29 protein-coding genes are annotated in these 24703 nt (G+C 38.8%); 15 read left to right on the top strand and 14 right to left on the bottom strand.

Translation table 11 applies throughout. The features are described from left to right. Positions 1-9: 9 nt before the first annotated feature. Positions 10-876: a LysR family transcriptional regulator gene (locus tag D1B32_RS20680; RefSeq protein WP_095313242.1), complete on the bottom strand. Its 867-nt coding sequence runs from the start codon at positions 874-876 to the stop codon at positions 10-12. A 157-nt stretch (positions 877-1033) separates the two neighbouring features. Between D1B32_RS20680 and D1B32_RS20675 the strand changes: the two genes are divergently transcribed. From D1B32_RS20675 to D1B32_RS20660, 4 genes are all read left to right on the top strand, one after another. Next, positions 1034-2098, top strand: a complete 1065-nt coding sequence (locus D1B32_RS20675) for a type 2 periplasmic-binding domain-containing protein (RefSeq protein WP_240033862.1) — start codon at positions 1034-1036, stop codon at positions 2096-2098. 66 nt (positions 2099-2164) lie between these two features. Beyond that, positions 2165-3649: a tripartite tricarboxylate transporter permease gene (locus D1B32_RS20670; protein ID WP_095313244.1), complete on the top strand. Its 1485-nt coding sequence runs from the start codon at positions 2165-2167 to the stop codon at positions 3647-3649. Between the two features lies 1 nt (position 3650). Continuing rightward, positions 3651-4094: a hypothetical protein gene (locus D1B32_RS20665; protein ID WP_095313246.1), complete on the top strand. Its 444-nt coding sequence runs from the start codon at positions 3651-3653 to the stop codon at positions 4092-4094. 17 nt (positions 4095-4111) lie between these two features. Further along, positions 4112-5278 carry a 2-methylaconitate cis-trans isomerase PrpF family protein gene (locus D1B32_RS20660; protein WP_095313248.1) on the top strand — a complete coding sequence of 389 codons (1167 nt, stop codon included), beginning with the start codon at positions 4112-4114 and terminating at the stop codon, positions 5276-5278. A 131-nt stretch (positions 5279-5409) separates the two neighbouring features. On the opposite strand, the gene D1B32_RS20655 is transcribed toward D1B32_RS20660, so the two are convergent. The 4 genes from D1B32_RS20655 to D1B32_RS20645 all read right to left on the bottom strand — a co-directional run bounded on the left by D1B32_RS20655 (position 5410) and on the right by D1B32_RS20645 (position 7133). Further along, on the bottom strand, positions 5410-5838 hold the full coding sequence (locus D1B32_RS20655) for a DUF3139 domain-containing protein (RefSeq protein WP_095313250.1): 429 nt from the start codon (positions 5836-5838) through the stop codon (positions 5410-5412). Between the two features lie 503 nt (positions 5839-6341). Then, positions 6342-6422: a putative holin-like toxin gene (locus D1B32_RS24630; RefSeq protein ID WP_379600247.1), complete on the bottom strand. Its 81-nt coding sequence runs from the start codon at positions 6420-6422 to the stop codon at positions 6342-6344. 178 nt (positions 6423-6600) lie between these two features. Continuing rightward, positions 6601-6921, bottom strand: coding sequence for a YolD-like family protein (locus D1B32_RS20650; RefSeq protein ID WP_095313252.1), 321 nt, complete (start codon positions 6919-6921; stop codon positions 6601-6603). Next, positions 6918-7133: a WYL domain-containing protein gene (locus tag D1B32_RS20645; protein WP_095313253.1), complete on the bottom strand. Its 216-nt coding sequence runs from the start codon at positions 7131-7133 to the stop codon at positions 6918-6920. The genes D1B32_RS20650 and D1B32_RS20645 overlap by 4 nt, the downstream gene beginning before the upstream one ends. Before the next feature lie 137 nt (positions 7134-7270). On the opposite strand from D1B32_RS20645, the gene D1B32_RS20640 reads away from it, so the two are divergent. From D1B32_RS20640 to D1B32_RS20590, 11 genes are all read left to right on the top strand, one after another. Beyond that, positions 7271-8521 carry a DNA polymerase IV gene (locus D1B32_RS20640; protein ID WP_095313255.1) on the top strand — a complete coding sequence of 417 codons (1251 nt, stop codon included), beginning with the start codon at positions 7271-7273 and terminating at the stop codon, positions 8519-8521. Positions 8522-8644: 123 nt separating this feature from the next. Further along, positions 8645-9232: a hypothetical protein gene (locus tag D1B32_RS20635; protein ID WP_095313257.1), complete on the top strand. Its 588-nt coding sequence runs from the start codon at positions 8645-8647 to the stop codon at positions 9230-9232. A gap of 198 nt (positions 9233-9430) precedes the next feature. Beyond that, the gene (locus tag D1B32_RS20630) at positions 9431-9616 is read left to right on the top strand and encodes a hypothetical protein (RefSeq protein ID WP_095313259.1); all 186 of its coding nucleotides are present in this window, start codon (positions 9431-9433) and stop codon (positions 9614-9616) included. A 12-nt stretch (positions 9617-9628) separates the two neighbouring features. Continuing rightward, on the top strand, positions 9629-9883 hold the full coding sequence (locus D1B32_RS20625) for a spore coat protein (RefSeq protein WP_095313261.1): 255 nt from the start codon (positions 9629-9631) through the stop codon (positions 9881-9883). Between the two features lie 185 nt (positions 9884-10068). Continuing rightward, positions 10069-10953 (top strand): LysR family transcriptional regulator, encoded by an 885-nt coding sequence (locus tag D1B32_RS20620; protein WP_095313263.1) that lies wholly within the window; start codon positions 10069-10071, stop codon positions 10951-10953. A 255-nt stretch (positions 10954-11208) separates the two neighbouring features. Beyond that, positions 11209-11997, top strand: coding sequence for an amino acid ABC transporter ATP-binding protein (locus D1B32_RS20615; RefSeq protein ID WP_095313265.1), 789 nt, complete (start codon positions 11209-11211; stop codon positions 11995-11997). 26 nt (positions 11998-12023) lie between these two features. Continuing rightward, complete coding sequence (locus D1B32_RS20610; protein WP_118890330.1) at positions 12024-12701, top strand: amino acid ABC transporter permease; 678 nt, start codon at positions 12024-12026, stop codon at positions 12699-12701. Between the two features lie 21 nt (positions 12702-12722). Then, entirely contained in the window at positions 12723-13514 is a 792-nt protein-coding gene (locus tag D1B32_RS20605) for a transporter substrate-binding domain-containing protein (RefSeq protein WP_095313269.1), read from the top strand. Between the two features lie 18 nt (positions 13515-13532). After that, the gene (locus D1B32_RS20600; RefSeq protein ID WP_095313271.1) at positions 13533-14264 is read left to right on the top strand and encodes a glucose 1-dehydrogenase; all 732 of its coding nucleotides are present in this window, start codon (positions 13533-13535) and stop codon (positions 14262-14264) included. A gap of 19 nt (positions 14265-14283) precedes the next feature. Further along, the gene (locus D1B32_RS20595; RefSeq protein WP_118890329.1) at positions 14284-15126 is read left to right on the top strand and encodes an amidohydrolase family protein; all 843 of its coding nucleotides are present in this window, start codon (positions 14284-14286) and stop codon (positions 15124-15126) included. 31 nt (positions 15127-15157) lie between these two features. Then, positions 15158-15418: a glutaredoxin family protein gene (locus D1B32_RS20590; protein WP_095313275.1), complete on the top strand. Its 261-nt coding sequence runs from the start codon at positions 15158-15160 to the stop codon at positions 15416-15418. Positions 15419-15557: 139 nt separating this feature from the next. Here the strand turns inward: D1B32_RS20590 and ssuE are convergent, their stop codons facing one another. The 9 genes from ssuE to D1B32_RS20545 all read right to left on the bottom strand — a co-directional run bounded on the left by ssuE (position 15558) and on the right by D1B32_RS20545 (position 24641). Continuing rightward, positions 15558-16091, bottom strand: a complete 534-nt coding sequence (gene ssuE / locus D1B32_RS20585; RefSeq protein ID WP_118890334.1) for an NADPH-dependent FMN reductase — start codon at positions 16089-16091, stop codon at positions 15558-15560. 62 nt (positions 16092-16153) lie between these two features. Then, the gene (locus D1B32_RS20580) at positions 16154-16411 is read right to left on the bottom strand and encodes a glutaredoxin family protein (RefSeq protein ID WP_095313277.1); all 258 of its coding nucleotides are present in this window, start codon (positions 16409-16411) and stop codon (positions 16154-16156) included. A 10-nt stretch (positions 16412-16421) separates the two neighbouring features. Further along, positions 16422-17753, bottom strand: coding sequence for an LLM class flavin-dependent oxidoreductase (locus D1B32_RS20575; protein ID WP_118890328.1), 1332 nt, complete (start codon positions 17751-17753; stop codon positions 16422-16424). Positions 17754-17770: 17 nt separating this feature from the next. Beyond that, entirely contained in the window at positions 17771-18550 is a 780-nt protein-coding gene (locus tag D1B32_RS20570) for a transporter substrate-binding domain-containing protein (protein WP_118890327.1), read from the bottom strand. Positions 18551-18700: 150 nt separating this feature from the next. Next, positions 18701-19705, bottom strand: a complete 1005-nt coding sequence (locus D1B32_RS20565; RefSeq protein ID WP_118890333.1) for an LLM class flavin-dependent oxidoreductase — start codon at positions 19703-19705, stop codon at positions 18701-18703. Between the two features lie 549 nt (positions 19706-20254). Continuing rightward, positions 20255-21316, bottom strand: a complete 1062-nt coding sequence (locus D1B32_RS20560; protein ID WP_095313282.1) for a tartrate dehydrogenase — start codon at positions 21314-21316, stop codon at positions 20255-20257. Between the two features lie 170 nt (positions 21317-21486). Further along, positions 21487-22161 (bottom strand): GntR family transcriptional regulator, encoded by a 675-nt coding sequence (locus D1B32_RS20555; protein WP_118890326.1) that lies wholly within the window; start codon positions 22159-22161, stop codon positions 21487-21489. A gap of 180 nt (positions 22162-22341) precedes the next feature. After that, a complete protein-coding gene (locus tag D1B32_RS20550) occupies positions 22342-22986 on the bottom strand; it encodes an SDR family oxidoreductase (RefSeq protein WP_118890325.1) in 645 nt (214 codons plus the stop codon). 227 nt (positions 22987-23213) lie between these two features. After that, the gene (locus D1B32_RS20545; protein ID WP_118890324.1) at positions 23214-24641 is read right to left on the bottom strand and encodes an MDR family MFS transporter; all 1428 of its coding nucleotides are present in this window, start codon (positions 24639-24641) and stop codon (positions 23214-23216) included. Between the last annotated feature and the right edge of the window lie 62 nt (positions 24642-24703).

Genomic DNA, 24703 nt, shown 5'->3' with positions numbered 1-24703 from the left:
TAAGAAAATCTAATCTTTTCCATTCCATTCTCTCAAATGATTGACAAACCGGTCCACTACGGTTAGATTTTCAAAGGATTGATTATACATCAGCCACGTTTCCCTTGTCACAGGGCTTCCATCTTTGAAACATATTTCCTGCTGGTACAAACCATCATCCTTCTTCAGGCAAATACCCGGTACAACTGCAAATCCGAAGTCATTTTTAACCATTTCCTTACACGTCTCTAGCCGATCAACCTCCATTTCTATATTTGCTGGTTCCGAAAATTGATCTGCCCACCAAGCGGTTATGCTATCCTTCAATGAACTGTCTGTACTGTAATTAATCAATCGATACTCCGGCAACAGGTCCATATTCAATTTCTTTTTGGATATGAGATAGAGCGGTTCTTTTCTTAACAACATCTTTTCCCCTTGCCATCCGCGATCGCTTCTTAAAATCCCTACATGCACACTTGAATTATTCAGAAGATCAATCACCTGTGTACTCCATCCGGTTTTTACATTGAATCGTACATTCGGGTAATTTTTAGAGAAGTTTTTTAGAACTTTCGGAAGTAAGTATTGTGCAAAATTACTGGATACTCCTATGCGTAATATACCTGATACCTCTTCCTCCATATTGCTCATTGTATCCTTCATCAATTGAAGCTGTTTTAACATTTCTTTGGAATACTGGACTAAATATTCACCTTCTGAAGTAAAGCCTATTCCTTGTTTCGTTTTAAAAAATAACGGCACCCCAAATTCCTCTTCTAAGTTTTTCAACCGATAGCTCAGAGAAGGCTGTGATACATATAATTTGGCAGCGGTACGTGTCATATTCCTTTGTTCGTAAAGCGTTTTCATTAAAATCCAATCTTTTTGATCCATGCTCTCCCTCCATTTGCTTTATGTTAATTCCATTATGGAAGAAGTCCCCTTTCGTTATCAAGTTTTTTTATGAAGATAAATAAAATATCATTATTTTACTTATACACTGAAAGCGTTTACTATATTGACTAAGATAATTCGGAAGGAGATGAATATTTTGAAGATACGTTCTATTCTCGTACTAACGCTCATCATATGTTTTTTTCTTATGGGCTGCAATACACTGCAGGCAACAGGAAGTAATCAGGAAAATGGGGGTAACAATTCTTACCATGGACAGACCATTTCCTTTGTTGTACCTTTTCAAGCTGGTGGCGGTACCGATGTTTTCGCCAGGTTTATGACACCTTACTTTGCAAAGCACCTTGAAGGCAAACCTAGAGTTCAAGTTGAAAATATCCCTGGGGGAGCAAGCATTACCGGAACAAATGAATATGCTAATTCACGTATGCCAAATGGCTTAAACATTCTTACTTCAAGCGCTTCTTCCCATGTTCCATTTATGTTAGAGCAGTCTTCTGTAGACTATGATTTGAGTAATTTCACACCGTTAATCGGGGCACCATCTGGTGGTGTTGTTTACACAAAACCAGAACTGGCCAAGGGTGGAATGGAAGATTTAATGTCATTAGAAGACGAATTGTTTTATGCCGGTATTTCCCCAACAGGCTTAGATTTAGTAACACTGCTATCATTCGAAGTTCTAAAGATGGATGTAAAAGCTGTTCTTGGGTATGAAGGACGTGGACCTTCCCGCGTTGCATTTGAGCAAGGAGAAAGTAACATCGATTACCAAACAACAACTGCCTATAAGAACAGTGTTGAAGCACTTGTAGAAGAAGACAGAGCAGTACCTTTGTATAGCTTAGGACAGATTGATGCTAATGGGGATCTCATCCGGGATCCACAATTCCCTGATCTTCCAACCATTGAAGAAATCTACGTAGATATCTATGGAGAGGAGCCAAGTGGAGATGTATGGGATGCGTACAAACAAACGGTAGGTGCTTCTTATACATTGAATAAAGTAATTTGGGTGCACAATGACGCGCCAGGTAACTACCAGGACTTACTGAAAAAAGGGATGGAAGCTCTAATTAATGACGAAGAATTTGCGACCCATTCTGAAGAAATCTTAGAGGGATATAACACGTATGTAGGTGAGGAATTGAACGCGCAGATTAAACAATCCTTCTCTATATCGCAAGAAACCAAGCAATAGATTATCGAGTATTTACGAACTAATTTTGATATTGATATTAAAAAGCTTTAGAGGGGAGGTAGTTTCATGATCGAAAGTGCAATTGAAGCGCTATTTATTGTATTAGATCCCTCAAGACTTGTCTATATGTTTATAGGTATCGGTATTGGGGTTGTTGTTGGATTACTGCCTGGTTTAAGCGGCACAGTAGGCATGTCTTTAATGCTTCCATTTGTTTTTGGTCTTGATCCATATGTAGGAATGGCTCTTTTAATTGGAATGATTGCTGTTATTCATACCGGTGACACCTTTCCATCAATTCTTTTAGGGATACCTGGAACATCTGGCTCACAGGCAACCATCATGGATGGATTTCCTTTAGCCAAAAGAGGAGAAGCTTCCAGGGCAATGGGGGCCGCCTTCTTTTGTTCCATGATAGGAGGAGTCATTGGTGGGATTGCGCTTTATTTAACAATCCCTTTTGCCAGACCATTAATTACGTCTTTTAGTTCACCTGAATTATTTATGCTAACCATGCTGGGGCTTAGCATGGCTGGTTTACTAGCTGGTAAATCGCCTTTGAAGGGTATCATTTCTGGAATCCTTGGCTTACTAATCGGCTCTGTCGGCAGTGCACCAGCTGTTCCTGAATATCGGTACACATTCGACACGTTATATTTGACGCAAGGCGTTTCTTTACCAGTAGTCGCAATGGCTATATTCGCCTTTCCTATCATCATCACCATGCTGACAAATAAAGGCAGTGTAGCAAATCATGCAACACTACAAAGCGGCATTTTAAAAGGCGTTATGGATGCATTAAAAAATAAATTCCTTGTTTTCCGAAGTGCTGTAATCGGAGTTTTAATTGGATTCATCCCTGGATTAGGCGGCAGTGTTGTTGATTGGATTGCCTATGGGGCTGGCCAAAAGACAGTGAAAAATAACCATTTTGGAAAAGGAGATATTCGTGGAGTTATCGCTCCAGAAAGTGCAAACAATGCAAAAGAAGGGGGTTCCTTAGTACCAACATTGCTTTTCGGGATACCTGGCAGTGGTACTACGGCGATTTTACTGGGTGGGCTAACGCTGATGGGATTAGAAGCTGGTCCGAAAATGCTCACTACTGATTTATCCGTAACTTTATCGATTGTGTGGACATTGGTTTTTGCTAATGTTTTTGGAGCACTGCTATGTATGATTTTAGTTCGGCCGATTTCGAAGATCAGTTTTGTACCTGGAGAAAAAATCGTTCCTTTCCTTCTCGTTTTACTTGTAATCGGTGCCTATCAAAGTACGATGTCTTGGGGAGACCTGATTATTTTTGTCATGATTGGTTTGCTTGGCTATGTTATGACCATCTTGGACTGGCCAAGGCCACCACTGCTGATTGGTTTTGTCCTTGCCCTGCCTGCTGAACGGTATTATTGGATTTCTATTGAAAGATATGGCTGGGAATGGATTACAAATCCAATCGTTATTTTCCTTGCTGTTATTATCGTCGTACTTCTTTCAGGAGGAGCAATAATGAAACGATTCAGTAAGGATTACGAACAAGGAGGAATCAATTAAGATGAACAAAGATTACCTTAATCTTATATTCAGTGGTTTTCTTTTTATCCTGTTTACGCTAGCAATTATAGAAGCCTTAACGTTTAGTAAATTAGCGCAGTTTTTCCCTTTATATATATCCATTGCAGGTTCTGTGTTGACATTAATCTATTTAATTACAGAGGTTTACAAGCTCTATAAACAAAAGGTTAAGGAAGGAGAACAAATTAAAATCTCTTTACTTGCACCACTTCGATATATAGGCTGGATTCTCGGCTATTTAGTACTCATTTATATTGGAGGATTAATGCTTGCAACTGCAATCTTCTTAATTCTGTTTTTAATACTTGAATCCAGGATGAATTTTATACACACCGGTATATCTATTATTGCTGTACTTATTGGTATTTCATTATTGAGCTCGGCCCTCGATATATACTGGCCAACAAATTTACTTGGTCTTTAAGACAAGGAGGATGAAACATGCGAGATTATGAAAAGATCCGCTCTGCCATCATACGTGGCGGAACAAGCAAAGGAGTTTTCATATTAAAGAATGACTTGCCGTCAAATCCCATGACTAGGGACAAGGTAATTTTATCGATATATGGCGGGACAGATGAAAGACAGATTGACGGTCTCGGGGGAGCCGATTCCCTTACGAGCAAATTAGCGATTGTCAGCGTTTCCCCTCGACCTGACGCTGATATCGATTATACGTTTGGACAGGTTGGAGTAGGCACAGGAAAAGTAGATTATAACTCCAATTGCGGAAATATTTTAAGCGGTGTGGGCCCTTTTGCAATCGATGAAGGTTTAGTTGCTGCCCAGGAACCTTACACCACCGTTAGGATTTTTAATACGAACACGAATGGAATTATCGAAGCTAAAGTTCCTGTGGAGTCTGGCAAAGCTCGTTCAACTGGTGATTACACGATTGACGGTGTACCAGGAGTAGGGGCAAAAATCATGTTAAACTTCTTAAATGCATCTGGGGCTAAAACGGGCGAGCTTTTCCCTACAGGAAAGCGAAAAGAAATACTTTTAACAGAAGCAGGAGAAGTTGAAGTCAGCGTTGTTGACGTAACCGCACCTGTTGTATTCGTTCATGCAAATCAGTTAGGTTTAACTGGTACAGAACAGCCGACAGACCTTACGAAAGAACATTTAAGCATGCTGGAAAAAATACGCTCAACAGCTGCTGAAAAACTTGGTTTCGTAAGCGATGCGCATGACGCAACAAAAGAAACGCCATCCAGTCCTAAAGTAATCATGGTTTCTCCTAGTCAAACCTATTCAACGGTACACGGCGAGTTTGTTAAACGAGAGCATATTCATTTAACCGCTCGAGCAATGTCCATGCAAAAAATGCACAAAACCTTCCCCGTTACAGGTGGACTTTGCACTGCTGCTGCAGCTAAACTAACTGGGACAATCGTTTATGAGTGCTGTCATAATCCAGATGCTGATGAGATCATCATCGGTCACCCGTCTGGTTCCATGGATTTCCTTATTACATTTATAGATAATGGTCAATATATTCAATTCGAAAAAACCGCTGTTGCAAGAACCTCTCGACGTTTAATGGAAGGATACGCATATGTTCCTAAGGAATTATTTTGGAATGAAACGGAGTCGATTCGTAAATAAGATACTTTACATGATAAAAAGCTTCTCTTATCCGAGAAGCTTTTCTCATCCTGGAATTATTTATTGTTACTTGAGCATGTAACAGACAAAACCTGACCTTTGACGAACTTGAAATACCTCTCTCCAGCAATTCATTCTATCTTCCCCCTATTATCCAAGGAATGCTGACATTCTTTTTCACTATACTTCGTTTCTCCCTCAAAACTTTCGGTCACGCCATCAGCTGAAAGGATGTCTTTATCACAAAATTGCTGAACCTGTTTTCCTTTTTTCGTTACTCCATAATAATACGTTATATTCGGTTCATCTTTAAATACAACCATGTAATGTCCTTGATAATAATCCGTATTCGTTAAGTGCTTCGGTTCTACATAATGTGCCTCCTCCATTTGATCCTCTGTATACCCCATCTCCTCCAGACGTGTTGGAACATGCTTATTCACAAGGTATTTCGTATATGGATTTCCATTGTTTAGCACATAAAGAAAGCCAGCTGGAACAGCAATGAAAAGAAAAATAAAAAAGATGCCAACTATAATCAGTAGCTTTTTGGTACTCATCTGGCGTCGCTCCAATACATCGTAATTGTAATTAATCTATTTAACAGGCATACTCAGGACATTTACCATTTTCCGTTTTGCTTCGATTATAGCTTTATTAGAGCTTAGCAGCAATTAGTTATTCTAAAACTTCCTAAAATTTCAATCATAAAATCAAGTTTGCGTTTGGTGTCATAGTGAGGTCGGGTGGTGCTATAAGTTTGCGTTTGGTGTCATAGTGAGGTCGGGTGGTGCTATATGGTTTGTTTTTAGTGTCATAGCGAGGTTGAGTGGTGCTATAACAATTGGATAATTTATTTTAAACGTGAAAAACCCCCTATTATTACCCTCTGATTTTTCATTTTCATCAATATCGGTTATAATAAAGTAAGAAATCTGCATACACTATAAAAAGGTCGCTAGTGCTGCTACACTAACGACCATACAATAGCCCTTCAAGGGGGCGACTCACATTAGAGCTATACCAATAACCACCCTAATTGCTCGTCAGGCTTATGGGGTGGCTATTTTTTTTGGTTTGACAGCACAGCCACAATTAAAGCTCCAAATGAAATCATTAGAACCAACGCCTCATATACCGTCATCATCCATCACCCCCTTTCGATTAAAAGGGGTGAGCCACCACCCATGAAAACCTTCTTGTACAAGTTCTATTGTAGCAATAATACATCATTTTTAACAGAACATATTTTCCCATTTTTCCATTTTCGTTTATAATGCTGCTATCGATTGCGAGACTTCACTTCGTTGCAAATGAGAAAACTAAACGACCAAAACATCCATAATATCACTAAATTTCACTCTCGTCCGTTCCTCATTATCAAATACAATGCAGTCATTTAAAGCAACGCTCAACAGCTTACCCTTTACTTTATGATAATCATGCATTTTATAATATTTAACCTCTATTGTCAGGTTATCATGGATTGCCAGCTGCAATTTTATCGCGTTTTCTTCCACCTGTTGTTCGTCTAATATCGGTTTTTCTTTATAATTATATTCAATCTGTAAAGCTTTTAACATTTCGATATGCTCTGGCAGCATGAGTGCTGTCCATTTCTTCGATCCGCGATCATGTATCATGCACTTGCCGCCTTCCTGTTTGCTTTCTGTACCGACAAAATATTTTCTATTTTGAACGTACGGACCCGCTTGCGATAAAAACAATATGCTAAAATATGATCTTCACGTATCTCTAATACACGCACAAATCGTTGCGAAACCTTACCATTACGTGCCATATAAATCATTTCCAGCTTTATCTTCTCATGAACAGCATGATTTAATAATTTCATCTTATCGCACTCCTTAAATAGAAACGTTTGTTCTATTATACCACAAAAACCGAACATATATACTGTTATTTATTAACATTGATAATTTACATTTTCTTGCATATACTAGGAACAAACGTTCTAAAGGAGTGAGTCAATTGGACTATTCTTCTTACCCCCGTCATGATGTGCTTTGTATTGATATGCGTTCTTTTTACGCAAGCGTCGAGGCAATGAAACTAAATGAGGATCCGATGAAGGTTATGCTTGCCGTCGTTGGAGATCCAAACAGATCTGGGAGTATTATACTAGCAGCATCCCCTGCCTTAAAGCAAAGATATGGGGTAAGTAATGTAAGTCGTTATTTCGAATTACCAGACGACCCGAACATTATCGTTGTGCCAGCCCATATGGCTGATTATTTAAACGTATCCGTTGAAATAACAAAATTACTGCATGATTACGCACCACCAGAAGCAATCCATCAATATTCGGTTGACGAAGTTTGGATTACCGTAAATGGCCTGCAAAAGCTTTTCGGAAGTCGTCAGGAGATTGCATACAAGATACAGCGTGACATATTGGACCGATTTGGAATTACTTCCTCTATTGGGATTGGGGATAATAAATTTCTCGCAAAGGTCATCATGGATTTACACGCTAAAAAAACAGGGATTGCAGAATGCAAATACGAGGATGTACCAGAAAAACTCTGGCCAACTCCTGTTCAAAACATTTGGGGAATCGGACATCGAATGATGAAGAACTTACACCGCATGGGAATTGTCACACTTGGGCAAATCGCCAATTATAAACTAGAGCTTTTACAAAAACGCTTTGGCGTCATGGGAGAACAACTCTATTGGCATGCATGGGGAATTGATTTAAGCCCTGTTTTTGGCGACTTCACAAAACAAGAGCAAAAAGGCTTCGGACATGGCATATCTTTGCTTCGGGACTACACGAGAGAAGAAGTTTCTTACTGCATTCTTGATCTTTGTGAGGAAGTATGTCGCAGGGCTCGCACAGCAGGAACGGCAGGAAGAACCATCCAGCTTAGCATTTCCTATTCAAAAGAAACAGCTGGTGGATTTTCACGTTCCCGATCGATTGATATCCCTACCAATGTGACCATGGATATGTATGGAGTTTGCATGCAATTATTTCAGGAATTTTATGATGGAAAAAGCATGATTAGACATGTATACGTCACCTTAACAAAGCTATTCGATCAGACCGATGTCCAGCTCGATTTATTTGAGGATCGCGCAAAGAAAAATGACATCGGCTATGTAATGGATGCGATTCGTGATAAATACGGATCCACTGCTATTCTCCGCGCTTCCAGTTATACAGATGCAGGGATTACGTTGGAGCGCAGCAAGAAGATTGGTGGGCATTATGCTTAGGAATCTCAAGGGACAGCTTAGCTTGTCCCTCTTCCCCACTCTATTAGAAATTTACACTTTACTGAAACTTCCCGTCTTTCCTTTTCGTATTATAGATAGAAGGAAAATAATGGAGGTGAGGACATGGAATTATTCGTGAAACTGATTTTTGCAGCAATTATTTTCGTATACAGTTATCGGTTTATTATCACGCTAATCAAAATGAAGCAAGAAATAGTATTTCCTGCTTCGTTCGAGGAATTTAATACCATTCGAAAACACCCGGAAAAACCTGTATATCCTCCTACCTACTCAAAGCAAAAAACTGGGATTATGATTTACGCTTTAACACTTATTTATTTAACCGCGATGCTCATTGCAAGCTATTTTTTGGATTTCTTTTGGTCTATATACCTACTACTCATCCTTCCAATTTTCCATCTGTCTAACCTTTTCAATATGTTTGTGTTCGTACAGGATGGAGTCTTATGTGGCGCACGCTTTGTCCCATGGAGGAAGATTAAATCATTTGAGTTTGTACGTATCGATGTGAATCACCGATATTATGGATTTTCCAAGGAAGTGAATGATCAATATGAATTGAAAATTAAGACACGTTTTGCCATCTTAAGTTGTGTTGTCACTTCCAACGAAATGAAGGAGCGATTAAGGTATTTATTAGAGGAACAAAGAATCAACGAATTGAGCTTGGGAAAAGATATAATTTACTGATATAACGCGATATTGGGTAGACAGGAATCCCAATACCGCGTTTTTTCCTTCCATTGACCGCTAATCAATCTCTACTCAAATAAACTTACCTAAGACGAACTTACCACTATCAAACGAAAAACAGCTATTCCGGATAGAAGAATATCCAAACTTTTACTGGTTAAACTAACGATGAATCCACTCGAAAGGAGCTTTTGCATGAATCAATTAACACAAACCGAACTAGAAAATTTACGAAAAATGATTGGTGAACATGGAATGATTGCGAACAAATTAGAATCCTACGCGGCATCTGCAACAGACCCAGAACTAAAAACGATTTTACAACGAGACGCACAATCTGCAAGGCAGGCACAACAACAGCTGTTACCATTTCTACAATAGGAGGAAAGAAGCATGCTACAAGATAAAGATATTGTGAACGATTATTTAAATGGATTAAATGCAAGTCTAAAAAGCTATGCAGGCTATATAAGTGAAGCAAATAATTCGCAACTCAGACAAACACTTGTGAGTTTACGTAATGGAGACGAATCCCGCCAACGGACCGTGTATAGCTATGCACTGCAGAATGGTCATTATAAACCAGCACAACCCGCGACACCTGAAGAGATTCAGCAAGTAAAAACGGAACTAAGCTCAGGTCAATAACTATTTATACATGGAAAAGCATTTATTTTCTTGAATCGCAGAATATCCTTTTCACCATAAAAATCGGCAAATAACATATTTGCCGATTTTTATTTTCCTTCTCCGTTCCATCTTACCAGTGACATCCTCCTCCCCTATATATATAATGTTGATAAGATTACTAAGAATTAAAGGAGACTTAAATCATGAATATCGAAAACATCGAAGCCTTTGTGTTAGTGAATCACTTTGGCAGTATCAACAAAGCCTCCAAAGCCCTGTTCTTATCACAGCCATCCGTGACAGCACGAATCCAAACGTTAGAGCGGGAGTTAGATACGAAGCTTTTCGATCGGGTTGGCAGGCAGCTCGTGATCACAGAGCAAGCAAAGGAATTCCTTCCTTATGCTGAGCAAATTATTCAATACTATAAAACTGGCAAGAAACAATTAAAAGTGAAAGAATTATCCGATCAGTTAATAATTGGATGCACAGAACTCGTATCCAATTACTTAATTCCAAAAGTCATACCCGCTTTTACAAAGAAACATCCGGACGTGCAACTAAAGCTAGTTACAGGGTCAAGTGATGCCATTCAAAATAAAGTATTGAATCGTGAAGTTGATATTGGTTTTGTCAGGAATAGTTCTCATCCGCTTATTACATCTGAAAAAGTATTGGAAAGTCCAATCAACCTGTTTGTACAGCCTCACCATCCTTTTGCAAGCTTTGATTCAATTAACATCGAAGCATTAGCACAAGAACCGATTATCTTTTTTGAATGTGGATCATTAGATTGGTCCATGATACGGAATCTATTTCAAAACCTAAGTGTCAAACCTATTATCCAATATGAAGTAGATAATATGGAAACTGCAAAAGGCTTGATGGTAAGTGGAACGGGCATTGGTTTTCTCCCAGAAATCAGTGTACGTAATGAACTGGCCCGTCAAGAACTAGTTCATGTGAATTTACCTTTTGTATCAAATCTATCGCTGAAAACAAACATGATTTTTTACACAGAAGAAACACCAAACTATTATACGGAATTACTAGAAATCGCTAAATTAGAAGGAAGCAAGAGAAACTGAAGCAGAGAAATGCACATTCCAGATCTAATTTGAACCAAAAGAACAGTTTAGGCATATATGATAAAAGCTGAGTTATCAATTCACACCACTATCCGCCTAACTATATAGAACCTTTCTATAAGGGAGACCTTATTTTTCTATAAGGAGAGTTATTGTTAGATTAAGTTACGCGTGATATACTAATCGATAATCTCAAAACCAACTAAAACCCTAGGAATAATCAAAGTTATTCATAAAGCGGAGGGATGAAATACGATGATAAAGATCTCAAATATAAAGAAAAGCTTTAAAAATAATATTGTTTTAAAGGATATTAGCTTTCAAGTGACTGAGGGTGAAGTGGTAGCCATTATTGGTCCATCTGGCTCTGGAAAGTCGACATTGCTCCGCTGTATCAATTTCCTAGAAAAACCTGATTCTGGAAAGATTGAAATCGGTGATGTAACAGTGGATACAACGAAGGCAACCAAATCAGAAATACAGAAATTGCGCATGCAAACATCGATGGTGTTTCAACACTACAACCTTTTTAAAAATAAAACAGCTCTAGAAAATGTAACCCATTCATTAAGAGTCACAAAGAAATTAAACAAAAAACAAGCGGACGAAATCGGACGTCATTTATTGAATCAAGTTGGACTTTTAAGCAAAGCAGATAGCTACCCGATCTCCCTATCTGGAGGACAGCAGCAGCGAGTTGGCATTGCGCGGGCATTAGCGGTAGGTCCCAACGCCATTCTATTCGACGAACCTACTTCTTCGCTGGATCCAGAATGGGTTGGTGAAGTACTGCGTGTCATATCCAGTATCGCCAATAAGGAGAAAACAATGATTATCGTAACCCACGAAATGAAGTTTGCCAGGGAAGTCGCAGATAAAGTCATTTTCATGGATGATGGTTTAATTGTAGAGCAAGGCACACCTGAAGAAATTTTTGATAACCCGCAAAATGAGAGAACAAAGAAATTTTTACAGAACTATCAAAAGCACTCCTCCGTGGAGTTAGATAAGGATATAGAAAATGGCAAATTTGCTCTTCTATAACTACAAGAAAGATGGCGGTGTCTTATATGAATTTTGATTTTGGGTATATGATTGAAATTATTCCTGAGCTATTAAAATATGTACCAGTTACCCTATATATATCAATCGTTTCCATGCTGTTTGCTATTATAATCGGAATCTTCCTTTCTTTAATTCTAGTGAATCGAATTCCAATTTTACAGCAATTATCCAAGGTGTACATTTCCTTCTTTCGAGGGACTCCACCACTCGTGCAGCTTTTAATGATTTATTTTGGCTTGCCACAATTAGTCCCCGCGCTTAATTCAATTAGTGCTACAACAGCTGCACTTATTGCATTTAGCTTAAATGTTTCAGCATACCTTGCAGAAATCTTTCGAGCTGGGCTGGAGTCTGTAGATAAAGGGCAAGCAGAAGCTGCATTAACGGTAGGTATGACGTACCCCCAAGCATTACGAGGAATTATCTTGCCACAAGCCGCACGAAATGCGATTCCTGCAACAGGAAATACATTTCTCGGTTTATTAAAAAATTCCTCACTCGCATTTACCATTGGTGTAACAGAATTACTCGCCCAAGGAAAGCTACTTGCAACAGCTACGCTTAATTTCTTTGAAGCTTATATGGCAGTTGCACTTATTTATTGGGGACTAACCGTTGTATATAGCGGCTTACAATCCTGGTATGAAAACCGTATTAGTAAACCTTACGTAAGAGAAACTTAAGTTGTTGGAGGATACATGAACATGAAAAAACGAATGATTTTAATTTCCGTCCTAATATTACTCTTTTTAAGCGCATGTGGACAAAACACAGATAACGGGTCAGCAGGAGATGATACTGTAATCAAGGTGGGCGCAACACCCGATGGCTATCCACAATATTTCTATGAAAATGAAAAATTAGAGGGCTTTAGCGTTGATATGATAGAAGCTATTTTCGCTGAAATCGGGTATGAGGTTGAATGGGTCGTTACGGACTGGACTGGTGTGCTCGCTTCCTTAGAAACCGGGAAAATTGATACGGTTGCGAACTTTGCACAAACACCAGAAAGAGAAGAAAAGTATTCCTTTACAGAACCCTACTACTATTCCAGAGCTGCTCTTGGAGTAGCACAAGATAACGACACGATACAGTCCCTAGAGGATGTTAAAGGTAAGCAAGTTGGAAATGTAACGGGATCCAATTATCAAAATGTATTAAAAGAGCAGGATCCAAATGATGAAATAGAAATTATCAATTATGAAACACCAGATGTTATTCATCAGGATGTTGCATCAGGAAAAGTGGATGCATTTGTAACTGGAAGAGAAATCCTGTTAGCACAAATAAAAGATAAAGGAATCCCATTGCAGGTGGTTGGGGAAGCATTTGGAGAGAAACTAGTCTCCCTTCCATTTGCCAAGACAGATGAAAATGAAGCGCTTATTGCTGAAATTAATGAAGCAGTAGAAACATTAAAAGCTGATGGTACATTTCGAGATTTATCGATGGAATGGTTTGGTGAGGATGTAACGATCAGTCAAGACGAACAATAATTACTTGGGGGATTTTGCATGGGGAGAGTAAGCGGTAAGGTAGCAATAGTAACAGGCGGGGCATCCGGCATGGGTGCCTCCCATGTCAGAAAGCTCATGACAGAAGGTGCGAAAGTAGTTTTCACCGATGTCGCCACTGGGGAAGGAAAAGCATTACAAGCTGAGCTTGGAGAGGGGGTATTGTTTTTACAGCACGATGTAACAGATGCTGCACGTTGGGAGCAGGTCGTTGCAAAGACAGAGAAAACATTTGGCCCAGTGAATATTCTAGTAAACAATGCCGGAATTAATTATAGCGAACATCTAGAAAACTTCCCTGAAGAAGCCTATCGAAAGGTTATTGATGTTAACCAAACAGCTGTTTTCTTAGGAATGAAAGCTGTCGTCCCTTCAATGAAAAAAGCAAAGCATGGTTCCATTATAAATATTTCCTCCATTGGTGGCTTAAGAGGAAGAACAGCAGGCATTGCTTATGGAGCTTCTAAATTCGCTGTGACTGGAATGACAAAGGTAGCGGCATTGGAGCTGGGACAGTATCAGATTCGTGTGAATTCCATTCATCCCAGCCTAGTAAATACAGGCATGTTTTCCGAACAAGCCGGTGGAGACGCAGTGGCAACTGACCGCCCGTTGAACAGGGTGCTAACAAAAGAAGAGGTATCCAATCTCGTTCTTTATCTCGCCTCTGATGAATCCAGTTATACAACTGGGGCTGAATGCGTCATTGATGGTGGTTTGACCGCAAGATAAGAAAGGAGGATACAAGCCTATGGTGATTGATTTTAAAATGAAAGCACCGATTCCAAAGTGGGAAGCAATGTTTGAAAACGGCAAGACAGCATTACACGGCGTTTTTCATCAATTGGAAAACCTTGCACCAACAAAGTCTTCTACTGTTACAGATGTACTAAATGAGATGGATGAGCAGGGAATTAGTTATTCGGTAATTCTCGGTAGAAATAATGAACAAGGAAGCTCAAATGAAGAATTGCAAGCTTTCTTAACAAGCCCTCAAGGGGAACGATTCTTCGGCTTTATTGGGATTGAAGATATGACAGTCGATGAAGCTGTAGCTACCATTCACCGATATGGGAAAACTGGTGTTTTTCATGGGGTTGCAGCAATTCCATCAAAAATCAAACCATTAACCCCGATAGGCGATGAAAGCTTAGATCCCATTTTTGAAGCTTGTTTAGAATACGACTTCCCTTATTGTATAACATTAAGCTTGCTCATCTCGCTGACAAGCGAAGCACCTGATTATGATTATATCCATCCAAAGCAGCTTATTCGTGTAGCAAAGAAATATCCAGACTTAAAAATTATTATCTCGCATGCAGCATGGCCATTTGTTCAAGAATCTATCGCAGTTGCGACACATTTTCCAAACATTTACTTATGTCCCGACTTTTACCTCACCTTCCCTGGAGGCAATCAATACATAGAAGCTGCAAAGTCAGGATTGGAAAATCAACTTTTATTTGCAAGCTGTTATCCAAATGTTCCTTATGCTTATGCGATAAAGCATTATCAAAGCTATGAATTAGCACCTGAACTTTCAGCAAAGATTTTCTATGAAAATGCAAAACGTTTGTTAAAAATTGATATATGAAAAAATTCAATAAAAGAAAGGAAGAATTAAAATGGCAATTAAAGATTTAAACGTAGTCGTTTGGTCCAAACAAGGTTGCAGTTACTGTGCGGAGGTAAAGCAATATTTAAATGAAAAAGGCATTACATACAAAGACATTGATGTAACCGATCATGATGACAGACGTGACATTCTAGAAGTAAAATACGGTGTTCGACACGTACCTGTCGTGGAAATTGGTCAAGAAAACCAGTATGAAGCGATTACGGAAATAGGTGTGCAATATATTGAGGAAGCGTTGAAAAATAGATAACAAACCGTTCTCCTGCTTGTCATTCGGGCAGGGGAACTTTTTTATGTCTTTGTGAAATTGCAAGATGCTTTTTTTATCCTGCTTTTACTCTTTCCCTCTCCAACAAAAAAAGATCTACTAAAAAGTAGACCTCCTCTAACTAAGCATGTTCCTTCCGCTTCACTTTCCCCAAAAAATAATCAAGCTGTTTTTTCGTTCGATTCAACATATCCACATCTAAAATCGGATTATCACTTGTTTTATCTATCTCACTGTCTTGAAAGTAAAGGCCCTTTAAATTATGACCTTTCACAGTGGCCAGCAACGGTTTCAAAGCATACTCCAGGGCCAATAAATGGGATAAGCTCCCCCCGGTCATCACAGGTAGTACATGGGTATCCTGTAAAATATCCTGTGGCAGCATATCGAACAATGCTTTTAATACGCCAGAGTATGAAGCTTTGTATACCGGGGATCCAACAATTACACCGTCTGCATTTTCCAAATCATTGGCGATTTCCTTGATTTTAGTGCTGTTGAAGTTTGCAAAAAGTAAGTCCTCCGCATCGACATCCTTTACAGAAATATGTTTAACGGAAAAACCTTCTTGCTCGGCAAGCTCGCCTAGATAGTAAAGAATTCGCTCTGATCTCGACAGCGATGAAGGACTTCCCGAAACAATTACAATATTCATATTACGCACAACCATCCCCCTCTCTTAAACAGTAACCCTATCAACAAATATGGGTACTTCGTTTAATTACTCGCTAATGTCTTCTCTAAATGTTCAATACCAACTTCTGTCACTGCTTCATATGCATTTCCTTGGCCGATTTCCACAACTGGAACATGGCGTATCCCATATTTTGCTTCTAAAATATCTCTTCGATCATCATTTTCTGTGACATCGATCGTTTGATAAGGTAACCCTTTTTCCTCTAAATACGTTTTTACCTCATTACAATAACTACAACCCTGTTTAGACCAGACTACGATAGATTGATTGTTTGGCATACTTTATCCCTCACTTCGTTTTGATATGTTCTTTTTTATAGCGATTTTCAATAAAAGGCAGCCCTAAATTTCCTCGTAATGTATCACTTTCATAACCGCGATTATAGTAACCTTTTTCCACTAAAATTGGAACAACATGCTCGAGAAAATCTTCATACTGCTTTCCAAGTACATACATGCTCAATACAAAGCCATCTGCCGCATCCTGATCAACCCATTCGATCATTTTGTTCGCTACTTGTTCATACGTACCGAAAAATTCATTTTTAGGAGTTGCTACACGTAATGCTACCTCTCTTAACGTTAAGTTCTCATCTTTTGCCATTTTTTTAATCTCATCTGTTGTCGATTGAAAACTGTTTTTCCCGACATCACCAATGTCCGGGAATGCCTCATCAAGTGGAAACTGACTGAAATTAAAATGGTCAAAGAAACGCCCTAAATAATGCAAAGCTTCCTCAATACCAATTAAATGCTTAATCGCATTGTATTGCTCTTCTGCTTCTTCTTCCGTTGCACCAATAATTGGAGACAATTGTGGTAAAACAGCAATCGCTTCTCGCTTTCTACCATATTCTGCCGCCTGGTTTTTTAATGTACGATAATATTCCTGCGCACTTTCCAATGTCGATTTATTCGTAAAAATAGCTTCCCCATGTTTGGCAGCAAATGCAATTCCAGTCTTTGATGATCCCGCTTGGAAAATAACTGGCTGCCCTTGTTTAGAACGTTCAATATTTAATGGACCTTGTGCCGTAAAAAATTCACCATTATGATTCAAACGGTGCATCTTATCCTTGTCAAAAAATTGCCCTGTTTCACGATTTCTTACAAATGCAGCATCTTCCCAAGAATCCCATAATCCTTTCGTAACTTCTAAATACTCATCTGCCATTTGATATCGTAGCCGATGTTCTGGGTGGTTCCCTTTATTAAAATTCGATGCAGTTCCTTCCAAGGGTGATGTAACAACATTCCAACCAGCACGCCCGCCTGAAATTATATCTAAGGAAGCAAATTGACGTGCAACATTAAATGGCTCACTATACGTTGTCGAAATCGTCCCAACTAATCCAATATGTTTTGTGACCGCTGCAAGTGTCGATAACAATGTCAACGGCTCAAATCGATTTAGAAAATGAGGAATCGATTTTTCATTAATGTGTAGTCCATCCGCAATAAATACAAAGTCAAATCCAGCTTGCTCTGCTTTATGCGTCACTGCTATATAATGATTTAAATTAATACTTCCATCTGCCGGCACATCCTCAGATTTCCAAGAATTCATATGGCCACCGGGACCTTGTATTAATATTCCAAGTTTCATATTTTTGCTAGTCATCTTTCCACTTCCTTTTCTTATTCTTCTAGTAAATCGATATCAAACCATTTTAAAGATATCTCGGAAAATGCTCCATTCTCTTTTAGTTTCTCGATTGTTTGGTTAATCTCTGAAATTAAAGCATCATTTTCCTCAGTTTTTTGAAATGGTAAAGCAACCGGTTGGTCCCCAAATGGTTCACCTACAATTTGTAATGGAATGTCTCTTTCACTAATTTGTGCCATCAATTGCTCCCTGCCGTATATAAATCCATCTACTTTTCCTGTAGCTACATCTGTATAAACCACATCAACTGATTCATAAATGACCAGTTCATAATTTTCTTCTGGGTAATTTTCTTTTAATACATTTTCAAAGTTAGTTCCCATAATACTAGCTAGTTTTTTCCCTTCTAAATCATCTAATGACTGAATGTTAGCCCCATCTTTCGCTGTAGCAATTACTGCTTTCGAACTGTAATAAGGATCTGTGAAATTATATGTTTTCGCTCTCTCTTCTGTTGCTGCAAAATTAATAGCTGTATCGACTTTTCCAGATTGTAAATTTGCCAGTACCCCATTCCAATCCGTTATAACCCATTCCACTTCATAACCCATATCTTTAAAAATAGCGTTGAACACATCGACAACAAAGCCTTTAAATTCTTCATCTTCCTTAAAAGTATGTGGGTAACCATCAGGTACAGCTCCAACTGTAATGACTTTATCTTCAGTTGAACCTTCACTACTGGAACTTTCTCCACACCCCGCAGCAAAAAATAGGAACACAGCTGACAAGAATATCACTAATTTTTTCATTTATTCTTCTCCCCTTGATCATGAATAACTTAAAACTTGGTACAGTTACACTGTTATACCAGCCTTGTAATTGAACTACTTCCTACATCCAATTACAGCATAATTTAAAACACTAGCCCTGCCCTTATTTATACAAATACCAAATTACGTTTAGTTTTTATTCAATAGCGGAACCGCCAACTGACTTAATAATTCAAATGATTTCAAGCGCTTTTGTTCATGCTGAATGGGTGTATGCAGAATAAACTCATCAATCGCATAAGCAGCTGCTAATTGATCTAACTCCCCTTTTACAAATGCAGGACTTCCTGCAATCATATCCACTTCTTGCTCTTTAACTTCAAAGGATTCCCTCGTTTGTTCCCGGAATAATTCCACTTGTTCAAGCGACTGAACCGATAGTGAGCGACCACTTTCAAGATGGATTTTATAAATTTTATAATGTCGTGCCTCTTCCTCTGCTTCTTCTTGCGTTACCGCAGCGAAAGATGCAATTGCAACAATAAACTTTCCTTCTGGATAAATATTCCTGTACTCCTGTACAGCTTCCCGAAGAATGTCATCATTCCCATTTAAAAAACGCGCAAATACAAAATTTGCACCCTGCTCTGCAGCAAGTCTAGCACTGTTTGAACTTGCTCCTAAAAGGAAAACAGGCACCTTCCTCTTTGGCTTTGGCAAAGCCTTTGCACCATATAATGCATGATCTTCGGGCAATGCATCATGAATGAATTGATTAAGTATGGTAAAACGTTCATCAAAATCGATATCACTACCCGCTGCCCCGTAACGCAAAGCCTTCGTTGATAAAGAAAAACCACCCGGTGCTTTTCCTACCCCTAGCTCCACTCTTCCTGGAGTAAGTGATGATAAAAGCTGGAAGTTTTCTACTACTTTATAAGGGCTATAATGCTGCAACATCACACCACCTGAGCCAATTTTGATCGTAGTCGTTTTTGCTAATAAATGAGAAATAAGTACTTCAGGTGATGTACCCGCAAGGTCAAGTGTCTGATGATGTTCAGAAACCCAAAAGCGTTCATATCCCCATTCTTCTGCCTTTTGCACGAATTGAATCGTGCTTTCTAATGCATCTTCAGCCGACTTCCCTGAAAAAATTGGGCTTTGATCAAGTATCCCTAATTTATATGACATTACTTTCTCCCCCATATTTTAGCTTCCTATTGCAGAACTATTCTCATCACGCTGCTGGAAACATGTCTCCTTATTCATGCCAGTATTTCTATGAAAATTCTTGAATAACTTTTTTGTCCTTTCCTTCGTTGGGTCATCAAAAGTCACCTGTGGTGCTCTTTACTATGCATCCACCAACCTGCCATGAATAATACTTTATTCGCTGTTCCTTTTTTCGTTCTAAGTATATGTCAGTATACCAATTAACTTACCCGGATTAATAAATTGAATTAAGTATAGCATCTTATTATAATTGCTACAATAGACGGGGTTATAAGTATTTCTTTGTTTACTTATAGGGAAGTTCTATATGGATTTGTCCAGATAAAATAAGGTTAAAAAGGGAAACTCATTCCACAAATGCTTTTCTTACTCCATAACGAAAATTAGCATGATGTTTTCTAATATCCGCTTCTGTTCCACCTTATAGAGAACATTTACACATAATTAGAAATAGGAACCTATCTTTATCATTCAATAGATTCCTAAACTAATGTGTTCTTCAAGATATTAAGCTCTAGCTTTTAACCGACTAATAATTTCCTCCGTAACTTCTGTGGTCGTATGTTTTCCACCGATATCCGGTGTGACGATTCCGTCATTCGTAACACTTTCAACCACATCTAAGAGAACGGTTCCAATCTCCTCCTCACCCATGTGGTCGAGCATCATTTTAGCTGTCCAGATTTGCCCAATTGGATTGGCGATGCCTTTTCCAATAATATCTGGAGCTGACCCATGAACTGGTTCAAACATGGATGGGTATTTTCCATTCACATTGATATTTGCAGCAGGTGCAATTCCGACACTCCCCATGATCGCTGCACCAATATCAGTCAAAATATCGCCAAATAAATTACTGGCAACAATAACATCAAATTTATTTGGACGCGTAACAAAGAAAGCTGCCAAAGCATCGATGTGCTGAGAGTCCGTTTGGATATCTGCATAATCTGTAGCAACATCGTTAAACACTTCATCCCAGAACGGCATCGTATGGACAATCCCATTTGATTTTGTCGCACTCGTCACATGTTTATTCCTTTTTGACGCCAAATCAAATGCATAGCGCATTGCACGTTCGGTTCCTTTTCGGGAAAAAATATTGTTCTGGATAGAGATTTCATCTTCTCCACGAAGAATTCTCCCACCAACCTCACTGTACTCTCCCTCACTATTTTCTCGGACAACAATTAAATCAAAGTCCTTAGGGTTAACGAGTGGAGATTTGATACCACGCAGAACCTTTGCTGGTCTAATGTTAATTTGTTGCTCAAACTCGCGGCGAATCTTGATCAAAAGCCCCCACAATGAAGTATGGTCTGACACGAGCTTACTATTACCGACAGCCCCTAAGAAAATGGAATCAAAGTCTTTTAATCTTTCTAATCCATCTTCAGGCATCATCACGCCATGCTCCAAATAATACTCACAGCTATATGGAAACTCCGTGAACTCGAATGATAATCCACCATGAATCTCTGATACCGTTTTCAAAACAGCTGTAGCAGCAGGAACAACTTCTGTACCAATTCCATCTCCTGGAATCGATGCAATCTTAAATTTCTTCATTTTCGCAGCCTCCTACATTTAATTTCTCAAAAGTCGTCGGTCGACTCTTTGAATTTATTTTAACTATATAATAAAGTCTGTCTTTTAGCAATCATGGATTATATTCACCAAAATAAAAACTGTACCCTATTAGGGCACAGCTTCATTGGCTTATATAAGTTAAATTCTACTCATAGATTTCTAGTTGAATCCATCATAATTTGAAGTAAATGTTTCAAATCACGTTCTAAATGGTTGACCATCTCGGCAGAGGCGTTCGTTTCATCTCTTTCTTTCATATAATAGAAGATTCGACGATGTTGTTCCAAGATTTCCACGGCCCGCTCATTACCCTGGAAGTTTAATATCCGATAATAATTAATTAACCCCTTTAAATCATATACTTGTTTTTGCAAGCGGTTGTTTTTCGTAAAGGTAAGAATTAATTGATGAAATTGTTCATTAAGGAAGATAATCGAATTGGCTTCCATCTTTTTACTAATAGCAGCTTCGGTTTCAGCTAATGTGGCTTCTATTTTTGAAAGCTCGTCATCTGTCGCAAGTTTCGTTGTCAGATTAACAGCGAAGGATTCTAGCGCCATACGGCAATAATAAATTTCCTCCACATCTGTAATGGTTGGCTTATAAACGAGCATTTTAGATTTATCAGCAACTAGCAGTCCTTCTTTTTCAAGAATCCGTACTGCTTCCCTAATAGGACTCTTACTGACATTGTACTCTTTTGCTAACTGGGTTTCGTTGATGTGTTCCCCTGGTTGAAATTTCCCATCAAAAATCATTTGTCTGATCATACGATAAAACTGAATATAATAAGGTTCCTTTTTCTCTATAAACAATTTGATCATTCCCGTCATCTGCATGAATTGTTTGTGGAACTAGATTCGTGTATTTAAGGAAAGTAATATTCATTACCTTCCTTTCTACTATATCCAGATAAGACCAAGTATTCAACTTATGAATCCCGTATCCCTTTTAAAATATGAAGGAATAGCACGGAGCTTTTTCAGTTCTACTTGAACTACCGCTTATACAGTCTCTAATACTTCTCCGACCTCTTTCTCACCTTCTATTACCTCAAATGTTTTCCTGTACGTGTTGTTGCGATCAAGCACATCGACAAGAATATGTGCTACATCAGCTCTTGGAATGGAGCCATCACCAATGTCGGGGAATTCATGTGAAATCTTAATTTCCCCTTTTGCTTCATCGTTAGATAAAGGACCAGGACGAACAATTGTATAATCAAGATCCGTTTGCTGGAGATGGCGATCCGCAACTCCCTTGGCAACCATATAATGTTTGATTTTATCTTCTTGTTCATCTGGATTGGCAGAGCCAACTGAACTTAACTGAACAAAGCGCTTGACTCCTTTATCCATAGCATAATCTACTGCTTTTATCGAACCATATAAATCAACAGTCATTGTTTTATCTGCACCAGTTGAACCGCCGGAACCTGCTGCAAAGATCACTGCATCCACATCGTCAAATGCAGAACTGAAGTCTTCTTCAAGGTTGGCAAGCACGACATTGTCTGCTCCGATTTCTTTTAATTTATCTACCTGTTCTTCTTTGCGTACCATTGCCGTAGCCTTATGATTTGAATCAGCCAGTTCTTTCACAATCTTCCTGCCAACTTGTCCATTCGCTCCAATAACGAGTACGTTCATATTATAACCTCTCCTTTATAATGATATCTGTTTAAAATGTTCCCTCTCACCAGTTTGCAAAACATAGCGAGGAAGGTTTCCCTATTTGTTCTGCTTTTAAAATAAATAAGACGCATGAAATCTGATTTAAAATCCTGATTTCATGCGTCTTTTATTTTCATGGTTGAATCGAAAACCAGTTATTTTTTCTTACCTCTCAGTGTTTTTGGATGGCAATAGATTATTTTTTATCTCGGCCTAATATCATCAGGATTCTCTGGACGTGAGTTTTTAATAAAGAATGCCATGATTAATGCAATAACAGCAAAAATTGCTGCAACGATAAAGGAGATATTAACACCATGCAACATTCCAGCAACCCCCTGATCTGGAATGCTATTACTTGTCATTACCGTTACAAGAAGGGCGGTACCAACAGATCCTGCAACCTGTCGCATGGTATTGTTCATTGCTGTTCCATGCGGAATTAACTTGGTTGGAAGCTGGTTCAATCCAGCCGTCGTCACCGGCATCATAACCATAGAAATACCAAACATCCTTATCGCGTTAACAGCTGCGATATACGTGAATGTTGTCTCTTCTGTAAAAATCGCAAACATAAATGTTGTAATGACGAGAATGGTCACCCCTATAATGGATAGCCATCTTGCTCCAAATTTATCAAATAAACGTCCCGTAATAGGGCTCATAATCCCCATTAACAGAGCGCCCGGCAACAATGCTAATCCAGACTCTAACGCAGAAAAACCGAGCATATTTTGCATCATTAACGGCAATATAACAGCAGCACCGATCATGGCAATAAATAGCACCATACCAAGGACTGTCGTTATTGTAAATACACTATATTTAAATACCCGGAATTCCAGAATTGGTTGTTCTAACTTCAACTGTCTGAAAATAAACCACACGAGAGCAAGTGCACCAATGAGAAGCGATAAGACTACCTGCATACTTGTCCACCCACTATTACCAGCGGCGCTAAATCCATATAACAAACCACCAAACCCTAAAGTTGATAAAATAATGGATAAGATATCAAGCTTAGGGAATGTCCTATTGGTAACATTTTTAAGCAAAAGATAAGCAAAAATGATATCTAAAATGACAATCGGAAGAATTACATAGAATAAACTTCTCCACGGGAAATGATCGACAATCAAACCGGATAAAGTTGGGCCAATCGCTGGGGCAAATGCAATAACCAGGCCGAACATACCCATTGCTGATCCACGTTTTTCAATTGGAAAAATCATGAACATGATTGTTTGCATTAATGGCATTATAATTCCTGCACCAGCAGCCTGGAGAACGCGCCCGGCCATTAAAATAGAGAAAACCGGAGCAATAGCACACATTAATGTACCTAAACCAAAGATAGTCATTGCAGTGAGAAATAATGCTCGGGTTGTAAAACGCTCAATTAAAAACGCTGTAATTGGGATCATAATTCCGTTTACAAGCATAAAAACAGATTGCAGCCACTGAGCGGTATTCGCATCCAGCTGTAAATCCGCCATAATATGGGGTAAAGCTGTAGCTAAAAGTGTCTGATTCAGAATCGCAACAAAAGCTCCAGAAAGCAATACAGCAATAAGTGGAGCTTTATTGAATACAGGTTCATCCGGTTGTGCGCCGGACTGATTTTTAACCATAGTATTAAAACCTTCTTTCTTATTTAAACGAATATTTAATTTACAAAAAATGGGATAGGGTA

The organism is Oceanobacillus profundus (assembly GCF_003515705.1).
GTDB lineage: Bacteria > Bacillota > Bacilli > Bacillales > Amphibacillaceae > Oceanobacillus > Oceanobacillus profundus.
This window is presented reverse-complemented; position numbering and strand designations above follow the sequence as displayed.